At 35.0% G+C, this 13,468-nt stretch carries 7 protein-coding genes; 4 read left to right on the forward strand and 3 right to left on the reverse strand.

Going from position 1 to position 13,468, the window contains the following annotated elements; genetic code table 11:
* Positions 1 to 18: 18 nt before the first annotated feature.
* Both Q0857_RS05230 and metK read right to left on the reverse strand, forming a co-directional pair.
* Positions 19 to 2,598: a glycoside hydrolase family 2 TIM barrel-domain containing protein gene (locus tag Q0857_RS05230; protein WP_298532851.1), complete on the reverse strand. Its 2,580-nt coding sequence runs from the start codon at positions 2,596 to 2,598 to the stop codon at positions 19 to 21.
* A 322-nt stretch (positions 2,599 to 2,920) separates the two neighbouring features.
* Positions 2,921 to 4,174 carry a methionine adenosyltransferase gene (gene metK / locus Q0857_RS05235; protein ID WP_298532852.1) on the reverse strand — a complete coding sequence of 418 codons (1,254 nt, stop codon included), beginning with the start codon at positions 4,172 to 4,174 and terminating at the stop codon, positions 2,921 to 2,923.
* A 595-nt stretch (positions 4,175 to 4,769) separates the two neighbouring features.
* Between metK and ilvD the strand changes: the two genes are divergently transcribed.
* The 4 genes from ilvD to ilvC are packed head-to-tail and all read left to right on the forward strand — an operon-like array spanning position 4,770 to position 10,282.
* The gene (ilvD, locus tag Q0857_RS05240) at positions 4,770 to 6,452 is read left to right on the forward strand and encodes a dihydroxy-acid dehydratase (protein ID WP_298532853.1); all 1,683 of its coding nucleotides are present in this window, start codon (positions 4,770 to 4,772) and stop codon (positions 6,450 to 6,452) included.
* A gap of 53 nt (positions 6,453 to 6,505) precedes the next feature.
* Positions 6,506 to 8,239 carry a biosynthetic-type acetolactate synthase large subunit gene (gene ilvB, locus Q0857_RS05245; RefSeq protein WP_298532854.1) on the forward strand — a complete coding sequence of 578 codons (1,734 nt, stop codon included), beginning with the start codon at positions 6,506 to 6,508 and terminating at the stop codon, positions 8,237 to 8,239.
* A 14-nt stretch (positions 8,240 to 8,253) separates the two neighbouring features.
* Complete coding sequence (gene ilvN / locus Q0857_RS05250) at positions 8,254 to 8,787, forward strand: acetolactate synthase small subunit (RefSeq protein WP_298532855.1); 534 nt, start codon at positions 8,254 to 8,256, stop codon at positions 8,785 to 8,787.
* A 19-nt stretch (positions 8,788 to 8,806) separates the two neighbouring features.
* On the forward strand, positions 8,807 to 10,282 hold the full coding sequence (gene ilvC, locus Q0857_RS05255; RefSeq protein WP_298532856.1) for a ketol-acid reductoisomerase: 1,476 nt from the start codon (positions 8,807 to 8,809) through the stop codon (positions 10,280 to 10,282).
* A gap of 105 nt (positions 10,283 to 10,387) precedes the next feature.
* On the opposite strand, the gene Q0857_RS05260 is transcribed toward ilvC, so the two are convergent.
* Positions 10,388 to 13,300, reverse strand: a complete 2,913-nt coding sequence (locus tag Q0857_RS05260; RefSeq protein ID WP_298532857.1) for a glycoside hydrolase family 2 TIM barrel-domain containing protein — start codon at positions 13,298 to 13,300, stop codon at positions 10,388 to 10,390.
* Between the last annotated feature and the right edge of the window lie 168 nt (positions 13,301 to 13,468).

The raw sequence follows: 13,468 nt of genomic DNA on the forward strand, positions 1-13,468 counted from the left end.
TTATAGGTAAATGATCTTTTATTTAATAGAGATACTCACTGTTTTATCAGCAAAGCCTTTTGCCTTAGCAGTTATTTTAATGATGCCTGAGGATGTTTTATTCGATTGAATAATTCCTAAACATCTTCCTTTTGATGTAGTAATTTTTTTAGATTGAAAGTCCTGTAAGTTATCGCGTGCGCCATTATCAACACCTAGCCATCTCGCATCACCTTCAACAATAAATTCAATATTTGTGTTTTCAGTTTTAACGGCATATCCTTTTTCGTCTACTAATTGTACTTCTAAATGGGCTACATCATAACCATCAGCTTTAAGTGTTTCCACATCAGCAGTGAATTTTAACTCAACCGGTTTGGATGTGGTATGTAATTCGGCAATAACCTCTTGACCATCAAAACCAGCTTTTGCTGTAAGAGTACCTGCTTCAAAAGGAATAGTCCATCGGAATAATCGGTCTGGGCTTTCAGACATGCTTCTCCTTCCTAGGGTTTTTCCGTTAAGTAATAGCTCTACAATAGTGTGGTTTGAACATACTTCAACCACGACCATTTCTCCTGGTTCATAATTCCAATGCATATTAGAATTTCTCCAATTAAAAGATCCTGAGTTTTCTGGCAATTGTTGTCCAGAAACTCCTTTAGCTTTAAATCCAGATTCTGCAATTGGTAATGTACCAATGGAAATATGAGGTTTGTTTATCCAAATACTTTTGAAATAATTAAAACCTTGATATTTAAAACCAGCTAAATCGAGCAAATCACCCCAGCCACTTTTATTAGGCCAATCACCATGACGTTCTCCCATATAGTCAATGCCAGTCCACATAAAAATGCTAAACACACCTGGGTTTTCTAAAACTTGTTTCCAATCATCCCATGTTCCCGGGTTTTCATTAATAGTTATCTGCTTATTAGGAAAATGTTTTAGTGCCCAAGGAATATCTTTATTACGATAACTAAATCCAGCAATTTCTACGGCATCAGCATAGCCACTTACCATACTGGTTTGAGGTACCACAAAATTTGCCGTTATAGGGCGCGTGGTGTCAAGCTCTTTTGTCCATTCAGTTAATTTCTTTGCAGTTTCAGCTAAGATGAATTCTCCTTTTTTACTAGCGTCATAACGTGCTTTCATTTCCTCGGCAGAAAACATAGGAGCACTGCCCCAATATTTCCCAGAATTTTGAGGTTCATCTGGATTTTCCCAGAATCCAGTTACAAATCTATAGTGCAGGTAAGTCCATTCAATTTCATTACCTATGCTCCATTGAAATACGCTAGGGTGATTTCTATCGCGAAGCATAGTTCGTGTTAAATCACTTTTATTCCATTCTCTAAAATGTTCAACATATCCTCTAGTAATATAATCATCATGGCGATCGTGGTAATTATTACGTTTGTCTTTGGCATAATCGAATTCATCAAAAAATTCATTTTGTACAAGTATGCCCATTTCGTCGCATAAATCCAGAAACTCTTTAGAGTATGGATTGTGGGCTGTGCGTATGGCGTTAACGCCACACGCTTTTAGTTTTTCAAAACGTCTTCTCCAAACATCTTTAGGAACAGCAGCACCTACTAGGCCAGCTGCATGATGAATACAAATACCTTTTACATCCGTAACCTGACCATTTAGTTTAAATCCAAATTCTCTATTGAATTCTAAACTTCTAATTCCAAAAGGTGTCGCGTATTCATCTAAAATTTCTCCTTTTTGAGAAATAGTTGTAACAGCTTTGTAAAGGTTCGGGTTTTCGGTATTCCAAAGGTTCGGATTCAACACTTCCAGATTTTGAACAAAAGTATTTTCTGCAGTCGGAGTTAGTGTGACTTCTTCTGAATGTTGAGTAACTTGAGTTCCAGTACCATCTAAAATTTTTGTAGATAAGGTGAATGCTTGATTCTCCGAAAATTCATTGTTTACTTTGACTTCTAGATGAATTTTAGCAGCTTCATCAGAAATTTCAGGTGTCGTTAAATATGTTCCCCAAATAGGAATGTGTAGTTTATTTACTGTTATCAATTTTACATTTCTATAAATACCGCTTCCTGTATACCAACGACTATCAGAATATCTAGAATGGTCAACATGTACTGTAAGAATATTGTCCTCAGCCCCTTCTTTTAAATGCTCTGTTAGGTTAAAATAAACAGGGGAATAGCCATAAGGGTTTTCTCCTAATAACTTTCCGTTAAGCCAAAACGTAGCGTTGTTATATACACCGTCAAAAAGTACGAAAGTACTCATGTTAGCCTTATTGGCTGGTGTTTTGAAGTGTTTTTGGTATACACCAACTCCGCCAGGAAGATATCCAGTTGCACCTTCATAAATAGAATCAAAAGACATTTCAACACTCCAATCATGGGGTAGTCTTATGTCTCGCCAGTCATCATCCTTTAAAGGTAGATTGGTAGGCTTTAAGGTGTCTTTTTGTAGTTTAAATTTCCAATCAAAATTAAAATCGACTTCTCGACTCAATTCTAATTTCGGCTCAACTTGGGTATTAGACTTACATGATATAAGGGTGATTAATACGATAAAAGAAATTGGAGCAATTTTAATGAGTAAGCGTTTGAAGCCTGCAGGGGTTTTCATAAGGACTAATAGTTTAGTTATTTATTGGCATTCTATTTCAGCTGATGCAAATGAATCGCAAAAAATAGTAAGTTTTGCCAAATCTTAGTTTGAAGGTTAAAAATACTATAAAACTAGTTTTTAGAATTATAAGAAATGATTTATTTCGGATAGAATTATGAATTGTCTAGTTAAAGTAGAGTAGAAAACTCTTTTTTAAAACCTCTTAAGAAATGGATTCAGTTTTTGATTTATGAACTTTGGAAGTGTTGATTAATTTTTGTGCAAAAAAAAAGCCTTGAAGAAAAATGACAAGGCTTTGAAAATTTATTTAGGAAGTAGTCTATAGACCAAACACTTCTTTTACTTTATTAACATAGTCAAGTTTCTCCCAAGTAAATAGTTCTACATCAAGTGTTTTAGATTCGCCATTGGGTTGCGAGAATGTTTTTCTTACTGTTTTATGTTGTCTACCCATATGGCCATAAGCAGCTGTTTCACTATACATAGGAGAACGTAATTTTAGTCGTTCTTCAATGGAGAAAGGTCGCATGTCAAAAATTTCAGATACTTTTTTTGCAATTTCTCCATCAGTCATATTAAACGCACAAGTTCCATAGGTGTCAATAAAAATCCCCATAGGTTCAACAACACCAATAGCATAACTTACCTGCACTAAAACTTCATCGGCTACACCTGCAGCTACAAGGTTTTTGGCTATATGTCGCGTTGCATAGGCAGCACTTCTGTCTACCTTACTAGGGTCTTTACCTGAAAAAGCGCCACCACCATGGGCACCTTTTCCACCATAAGTGTCAACAATAATTTTTCGTCCAGTTAGACCGGTGTCTCCATGCGGACCTCCAATTACAAATTTACCTGTGGGGTTAATGTGGTAAGTGATATTATTATTAAAGAGTTTCTGAAGATTCTCAGGCAATTTTGAAACGACTCTTGGAATTAGTATGTCAACAATATCTTTCCTAATTTTTGCCAACATAGCTTCGTCTTCATCAAAATCGTCATGCTGTGTAGAAACTACAATAGCATCAATACGCTGAGGGATGTTATCATCGCTATATTCAATAGTTACTTGGCTTTTAGAGTCTGGTCTTAAATATTTGATATCCTTGTCTTCTCTTCTTAAGTCGGCCAATTCAATTAAAATACGATGTGATAAATCTAATGCTAAGGGCATGAAATTCTCAGTTTCGTTCGTGGCATAACCAAACATCATACCTTGGTCTCCAGCCCCCTGTTCTTCTTTAGTTCCTCTATCTACACCTTGGTTAATATCTGGAGATTGAGGGTGAATTGCCGAAAACACACCGCAAGAATTACCATCAAACATATACTCGCCTTTTGTATAGCCGATTTTGTTAATAGTGTCTCTAGCGATTTTCTGGACATCTAAATACGTTTTTGATTTTACTTCTCCAGCAAGTACAACTTGACCGGTTGTTACTAAAGTTTCGCAAGCAACTTTTGAGTCGACATCAAAGGCTAAAAAATTATCAATTAAAGCATCACTAATTTGATCAGCTACCTTGTCTGGGTGTCCTTCAGAAACACTTTCTGAAGTGAATAAATAAGCCATATTTTTAATTTTATGGTAAGATTTGACGATAACGTCGAAGGAAGTTTACACTGCCTTTAGCATTTTTGTTTTATACTAAATTAACTTTAGTATAAAGAGGTTGCAATCAGTCAAATCTTTCCTCTATTATTTGTGTTCGCAAAAATAAATAAAATATAGAATATGACGCTCTTTTTTTTACAAATTAAAACTAGTTAGCTCGTTTTAATTTGTAAATATTTGTCGAATTAAATGAAAAAAAACTTTCTAAATAGCAGTCTTGTTAATGTCATTGTGATGGAATTACCATATTGAGGAATAATATTTTTATTCTAAAATATATTTAAAAATGACTTTCAGGATTAAAAGGCGTTTTTTGCACATTATTTTTTTGTTTTGGACATCATAAAAATATGGATTTAAATGTCTTAAAATCAGTGGTTTGAATTGTTTTTTGTAGTCCTGAATTTAACTAGAAATAATAAAGAAAATATAGTTTAAAAGGTTAATAAATTACTTTCGAAGCTTATTTTAAGGAGTTTATGTTAAAAATCTTAAAATTATTAGAATATTAAAGTTAAATGAGACCAAGCATAAAACTATTTGCAACAAAAACATGAAAGAATTAAACAAACATAGTAAAAGACTAACACAGGACGAATCTCAGCCAGCATCTCAGGCCATGCTTTACGCAGTTGGTTTTTCAGATGAAGATATGAATAAGGCACAAGTGGGGATTGCAAGTACCGGATATGACGGTAATCCATGTAATATGCACTTAAATGGTTTAAAAGATGAAGTGAAGGTTGAATGCAATATAGCAGGATTAGTTGGTTTAGGTTTTAATACAATAGGAGTTAGTGATGGAATTTCAATGGGTACTTCGGGAATGAATTATTCTTTGGCTTCAAGAGATATTATTGCAGATTCAATCGAAACTGTTGTAAATGCTCAAAGTTATGATGCTCTTGTTTCAATTGTTGGTTGTGATAAAAATATGCCTGGGGCAGTAATTGCGATGTTGCGTCTAAATAGACCTTCAATTATGATGTATGGTGGTACTATCAAGTCGGGTAACTATAAAGGAAAAAAATTAAATATCGTTTCAGCTTTTGAAGCTTTAGGGCAAAAGGTTGCGGGAGAAATAGGTGAAGATGAGTATAAAGAAATTATTAAGAGATCAATTCCTGGGGCTGGCGCATGTGGAGGAATGTATACCGCAAATACTATGGCTTCGGCCATAGAGTGTATGGGGTTTGCCTTACCTTATAATTCTTCGATTCCCGCAGAAAACCCTAATAAACTTTCTGAAAGTGAAAGAACAGCAATAGCGATAAAGAATTTGTTGGAATTAGATTTAAAACCTTTAGATATTATATCTAAAAAATCTATTGAAAATGCCATTACTGTGGTGAATGCGCTTGGTGGCTCTACTAATGCTGTATTACATTTCTTGGCTATTGCTCATGCTGCCGATATTGATTTTACTTTAGAAGATTTTCAACGAGTAAGCGATAGAACGCCTTTAATAGGAGATTTAAAACCAAGTGGAAAATATCTAATGGAAGATGTTCATGGTGTTGGTGGGACTCCAGCGGTTATGAAATATTTATTAGATAATGGTTATTTATATGGAGATTGTTTAACAGTAACAGGAAAAACACTAGCAGAAAATTTAGCAGATGTTGAACCGCTTTCTTTTGAAGATGACCAACAAGTTATTTATCCAAAGGACAAAGCTTTAAAACCATCAGGAAATTTACAGATTCTTTATGGAAACTTAGCGACTGAAGGTGCTGTAGCAAAAATTTCGGGTAATGAAGGCTTATTGTTTGAAGGTAAAGCTGTGGTTTATGATGGTGAGCAAGCAGCAAACACTGGTATTTCAAATGGAGAAGTTGAAAAAGGTGATGTCGTCGTCATTAGGTATGTCGGACCAAAAGGAGGACCAGGTATGCCAGAAATGTTAAAACCTACCTCACTAATCATGGGTGCTGGTTTAGGAAAATCGGTTGCGCTAATTACAGATGGTCGTTTTTCTGGAGGTACGCACGGGTTTGTTGTTGGTCATATAACACCGGAGGCTCAATCAGGAGGGACTATAGGCTTGTTAAAAACGGGAGATAAAATTAGAATTAGTGCCGTTGATAACGCTATTGATGTCTTACTTTCTGATGAAGAATTAGCCAAAAGAAAAGCACAATGGGTAGAACCAGCTTTAAAACATAAAAAAGGAATATTATATAAATATGCAAAATCTGTAGCATCTGCTTCAAAGGGCTGTGTTACTGATGCATAAACATAGATTTTTTTCATTTCTGCAAAAGCAGAAATCTCAAAACACTGAGAACTATGAAAACACAAACAATTAATAATAAACAAGAAGTGGCAGAAAAAACACAACGTATAACTGGAAGTGAAGCTATAGTAAGAAGTTTGATGGCTGAAGGTGTTGATGTTCTTTATGGGTACCCAGGAGGTGCTATTATGCCTGTTTATGATGAATTATATAAATTTCAAGATCAAATTCATCACGTATTAACACGCCACGAGCAAGGTGCTGCGCATGCTGCTCAGGGTTATGCACGAATATCTGGAAAAGTGGGAGTTGCAATGGCAACCTCAGGTCCAGGAGCTACTAACTTAATTACTGGAATTGCAGATGCACAAATAGATTCAACACCACTAGTTTGCATTACTGGGCAAGTGTTTTCACACTTATTAGGGAGCGATGCTTTTCAAGAAACAGATATTGTTGGTATTTCTACACCAGTTACCAAATGGAATTGTCAAGTTACTAAAGCAGAGGATATACCTGTGGCTTTGGCTAAGGCATTTTACATTGCAAAAAGCGGACGCCCAGGACCAGTATTAGTTGACATTACCAAAGATGCTCAAGTATCAGAATTCGATTTTAAATATGAGAAATGCACAGGTGTAAGAAGTTATAAACCCGTACCTAAAACAAGTCAAGAGTCTATTGATGTCGCTGCAGAATTAATTAATAATGCGAAAAAACCTATGATAGTTTGGGGTCAAGGTGTTATTTTAGGTCAAGCTGAACAAGAGTTGAAAGCTATTATAGAAAAAGCGGGAATTCCTGCTGCTTGGACTATTCTTGGTGCTTCTGCTTTGCCAACATCTCATCCCTTAAATATTGGAATGGTAGGGATGCATGGTAATTATGCACCAAATAGGTTGACCAATGAATGCGATGTTCTTATTGCTATAGGTATGCGTTTTGATGATCGTGTAACGGGCGATTTGAATACCTATGCTAAACAAGCCAAAGTTATTCATTTTGATATTGATCCTGCTGAGATAGATAAGAATGTAAAAACTGATGTAGCCGTTTTAGGAGATTCAAAAGAAAGTTTAGGTATGCTGGAGCAGGCCTTAAATAAAAACTCGCATGAATCATGGTTGCAAGAGTTTAAAGATTTGTATGCAATTGAATATGATAAAGTAATTAAAAATGATCTTTCGCCTACTAAGGAAGGATTGACCATGGGTGAGGTATTAAAGCAAATTAATATTGAAAGCGAAGGTAATGCAGCAATTGTTTCAGATGTGGGACAGCATCAAATGATTGCCTGTAGATATGCCGATTTTAATATTACAAAAAGTAATATTACATCAGGAGGCTTAGGTACTATGGGATTTGCTCTTCCGGCTGCTATTGGTGCAAAAATGGCAGCGCCAGAGCGAGAAGTTGTTGCAATTATTGGAGATGGTGGCTACCAAATGAATATTCAAGAATTAGGAACCATTTTTCAACAGAAAACAGCAGTGAAAATCGTCGTTCTAAATAATGAGTTTTTAGGTATGGTACGTCAATGGCAACAATTGTTTTTCGATAAGCGTTATGCGTCTACTGAAATGACAAATCCGAATTTCGTTGCTATTGCAGAAGGGTATTATATAAAAGCTAGGAAAGTAGTTAAGCGTGAAGAATTGGCCGAAGCTGTAAAAGAAATGATTCAGTCAAAAGAATCTTATTTCTTAGAAGTTTGCGTGGAGAAAGAAGATAATGTGTTTCCAATGATTCCTTCAGGTGCGTCAGTTTCAGATGTACGTTTAAGCTAAAAAAAGAAGAAAAGATGAACGAAGATATAAAAACATTTACGATATCAATTTATACCGAAAATAACATCGGTTTATTAAATCGTATTTCAGCAATTTTTCAGCGTAGACATATAAATATAGAAAGTTTAACAACATCAAGGTCTGAAATTGATGGTGTAAATCGATTCGTTATTGTGGTTAACATGACCGAAACGAACGCGATAAAAATAGTTAAGCAAATTGAAAAGCAAGTTGAAACTATTAGAGCTTATTATCATACAGATGAAGAAACTATTTTCACAGAATCATGTATGTTCAAAATAAAATCCGATTTATTATTTGACGAGCCTCAAATTCAAAATATAATTAAGGAAAGTGACTCTAATATAGTTACTGTAAATAAAGAGTTTTTTGTGCTTGAGAAATCAGGTAGAAGACATGAAATAGAATCTTTAAGAAGAGATTTAAATGTATTTGGTATCATGCAATTTGTACGTTCTGGTAGAATAGCAGTAACCAAAGATGAAATGAAAATAACCGAATTGCTTTCAGCATTCGACAATCAATAGTAATACTAATAAAATTAAAATGGGAAATTATTTTAACACACTGTCTTTAAGAGATAAATTAAATCAATTATCGAAGTGTAGATTTATGGACGCTTCTGAGTTTGCGGACGGAGTAAATGCTTTAAAAGGAAAGAAAATTGTAATCGTAGGATGCGGTGCTCAAGGTTTAAATCAAGGGCTGAATATGAGAGATTCTGGTTTAGATATTTCTTATACTTTACGAGACGCTGCAATTGCAGAAAAGCGTCAGTCATTCATTAATGCTACCGAAAACGGATTTAACGTTGGTACATACCAAGAGTTAATTCCAACTGCAGATTTAGTGTTAAATTTAACGCCAGATAAGCAACATACAAACGCCGTAAATGCGGTTATGCCTTTAATGAAAAAAGGTGCAACGTTATCTTATTCTCACGGTTTTAATATTGTTGAAGAAGGAATGCAAATTCGTGAAGATCTTACTGTAATTATGGTGGCGCCTAAGTCTCCAGGTTCAGAGGTTCGTGAGGAGTATAAAAGAGGTTTTGGTGTGCCAACATTAATAGCGGTACACGAAGAAAATGATCCAGAAGGAAAAGGTTGGGCACAAGCAAAAGCTTATGCTGTTGCAACTGGTGGTGATAAAGCAGGAGTTTTAGAATCTTCTTTTATTGCTGAGGTGAAGTCTGATTTAATGGGTGAGCAAACTATTCTTTGCGGATTATTACAAACAGGTTCTATCCTTTGTTTTGATAAAATGATTGAAGAAGGTATTGATGCTGGTTATGCTTCAAAATTAATTCAGTATGGTTGGGAAACTGTAACAGAGGGTCTTAAGTATGGTGGTGTAACCAATATGATGGATCGTTTGTCTAACCCAGCAAAAATTAAAGCTTTTGAATTATCAGAAGAATTAAAAGATATTATGCGTCCGTTATTCCAAAAGCATATGGATGATATTATTGAAGGCCGTTTTTCTGCAGGTATGATGGCAGATTGGGCTAACGATGATAAAGATTTATTAGGATGGAGAGCAGCAACTGCAGAGACGAACTTCGAAAAAACACCTGCTGGAGATGTTGAAATCTCAGAGCAAGAGTATTACGATAATGGTGTGTTAATGGTTGCCATGGTAAGAGCTGGTGTAGAATTAGCTTTTGAAGCTATGACAGATTCAGGAATTATTGATGCTTCTGCTTATTATGAGTCTTTACATGAAACGCCTTTAATTGCAAATACCATTGCGAGAAAGAAATTATATGAAATGAACTCTGTAATTTCTGATACTGCAGAGTACGGATGTTACTTATTTGATCATGCTTGTAAGCCTTTACTAACGGATTTCATGAAAAACATTAAAACGGATGTTATCGGGAAAGCTTATGCTACAGATAATGGTGAAGGTGTTGATAACGCGAAATTAATTGAAATCAATAAAGTTTTAAGAGAGCATCCGGTTGAAAAAGTTGGTGAGTTTTTAAGATCTTCTATGACGGCAATGAAGCCAATCGTATAGATAGAAAAGAGTACAACTAAACTAAACATTCTTAAAAGCCTGTCAAACTTTATTGTTTTGACAGGCTTTTTCGTTTTTCGTTTTTTTTCTTTAGAATTTAGAAGCTTATTTCCATTTGCTTAACTCAAAGGCATTTAACCAAATACCTTTATTGCCTTCGCCATTAAAATTAATGATTACAGGAGTTTTTCCATCCGAAGAAAACATAAATTCTGCCATTCCTGGTAATTCCCATTGCATTTGCTCTCCAGCTGTAACCTGAACTGATTCATCTTGACTCATCGCTTTTGAAGAAATTTTTAAAGTCTGTTTATAAGGTAATTTATGAATAGTCAATCCTTTTAGTTTATCTTTATTTGGGTCCATAGAATCTGAATTACTTCTTGGTGCATGATGCCATGTTTTCAATTTATAAGTGCCTTCAGGTAAATTATTAAAAGTTAAATTGAGCCCGTCCTTATCTATGGCAATAACACCGTCTGCATAAGCAAATCCATATTTGCCAATTACATTCATTTCACCAAGCCATCTATAAATTCCATTAGAAGAACCAGTAGTTAAAGTTGCCGTTACATTTGTAAATGCTTTAAACTGATACAGATTATTACCTTCATCTGTACCATTCCAAAAGTCCCATCCAAATTGTGTTAACTGGTCTGAAGCGCCAATATCAACACGTTCACGAGCGAAATCATAGATTGGTTTGGCGTTTTTTTGGATGTAATTAGAGTTGTTGGGCACCAAAGTAACTTCGGTTTTAGCTGATTTTAGTCCTTTTGATTTAGCAAAAACCGTAATCGTTTCTGAGGTATTTCCAGCTCTAATTAGTGCAGGCGCAACACCATGTTCTGTGAACATAGGGTTAGCGTTTATATTAGCGCTATCACCTACAACACTGCCATCACCTTTAACCGAAAAAGTAACTAAATTTTTAGCATCGAAAAGGGGTGTTCCATTTTTATCTACAACCGTGGCATAGGCCATTAAAATATCATTACCGTCAGCAACAAAATCTCTGCCTAAAGTGTCCAATTTTAATTGTAGTGCATAAGGTTTTCCGGGTGTTTGCTTTTGAGTTTCAATAGGTTTTCCGTCTTTAAAGTAGCCTTTTGCTTTTAATATGCCTGGGGCGTAGGTTGTATTTTTAAAATGAAATGGCGGATGCTCTAAACCATCATAAATAGTATCTTGACTAGGTCTGTTTTTAGCAACTGGTTCTCCGTTTAAAAGTAATTCAACCTCGTCAGCATTGCTAAAAACAGTAATATCACTGGTCTCAGGGTTCCAGTTTTCTTCAATATGAATAAAAGGTTTTTTTACCAATTCAGATTTATACCATTCAAATTCCGGTCTGGGAAACCTGAAAATAGTCATCATACCGCTTCTTGTTCTATCCACTTTATTAGTGGCTTTATCATGCGATGGATGAAATGTATAATAGGCATGAGCTGTCCATGAAATTAAGCCAGTCATCATAGGGTCTTTTTTATATGGAGCGACTGCAGCGGCTCCTCTGCCTCCTTCCATGGCGAAGATTGGTTCTGATCTATCCCAAAGAAAAGGACCGTATAGCATATTGGCATTAATATCGGTTAAACCCGAAGCTTGCCAACCTGTCCATCGTGCACCTTGCGAAGCGGTTAAGCGAATTGGGTCTTCTTGTTTAATGGTATTATGAACCCTAGGAACATAGCCCCGATGATTTACCCCTGCTCCCCACATAACTATGGAAGGGTGATTTCTGTGATTACGCACCATAGTTCTGGCTGATCTTTCTAAGTTGTCCCACCACTCGTTTTTCTGCGACATTGAAATCCATGTTGGAGCTTCTTCATAAACTAAAATTCCTAATTCATCGCAAGCCTCTATCAAGGCATCATCTTGAGGGTAATGTGCGGTTCGCATAATATTGAACCCAAATTCCTTGAATTGGAGCATGTCTTTATAATGGAGTGAATTTGGAACCGCATCACCAATATAAGGATATTGTTGATGGCGGTTAAAACCAATAAGTTCTATAGGTTTATTATTCAATATGAACCCTTTTTCAGGATCTAGCTCAAATTTTCGAAGGCCTATTTTGTTTTCAACAAAGTCAATATTTTTATCATTCACAATAATAACACTATTGATACGATATAAATACGGATTATCAATATCCCAAAATTTAACATCATCTTCTAAACTACCTATTTGATTAAATTGATATTCTATTCCCGAAGGGATCTCCTTATTATCAATAAGTTTCATAATGACAATGCCTTCCTTGTCGATAATTCGAGTTGCCAATTTTACGTTTTGAGTTTGAGTCCCTTCGTTTTTAACTGAAGTTTTAATATTGATAGTCGCATTTTTATTGACAGGATCAATAGTAGGGATTGTTATATTTACACCAGAATTTAAGCTTTCCCAATTGAATGTAACATGAATAGGATTTGTTTCAACCAAATAGACATCGCGATATAGGCCGCTAAATTTTACATAATCAAAAGGTCCTGGATCGGGTGGGACAATTTCATTTCTTCTATTATCACAAAGCAAAGTTACTTGATTGATTTTTCCTCGTTCCACATAGCTTGTAATGTCAAAATGGAAAGGTGTATAACCGCCAACCCCATATTGTCCAACATGTTTCCCGTTAACCCATAAATCTGTAACTTGATGTGCCCCTTCAAATTCTAAAAATACTTTTTTATTAGAATCACTAACACTTATATGTTTTCTATACCATCCTACAGTTCTGTGAAACAATAGTTGCGTTTTTTTATCATTTAAACCATCAAGCGTTAATGAGGTTAGTTTCAATGTATGCGGAATAGTTACGGTTTCCCAGTTTGAGTCATCTAAATCTGATTTGTAATTATCAGAATCTGGATGTCCTAACTGAAATTTCCAGTCTTGATTTATTATTTTTTTCGTTCTGTCAGTATCTGGAAACCCAAAAGGTAATTCTTGAGAAAAACTAAAATTCTGAATCGTTAGAATTATAAAAAATGCTATAAAATGACCTTTAAACATATCTGTATTAATTTAAAACCTAAAGCTAAATATTAATTTGATATGGTATTTAAATTTTTATTAAAATTTGATTTCACCTGCCTTTAGTCTCTTTTTGAATTTAGTTTTTTGATTTAAAAAGACCCTTTTTAGGTTTTACTATATTTATAATACTATAGGTTTAGAAAT

It is taken from the genome of uncultured Algibacter sp. (genome assembly GCF_947495925.1).
In the GTDB taxonomy this organism is placed as follows: domain Bacteria; phylum Bacteroidota; class Bacteroidia; order Flavobacteriales; family Flavobacteriaceae; genus Algibacter_E.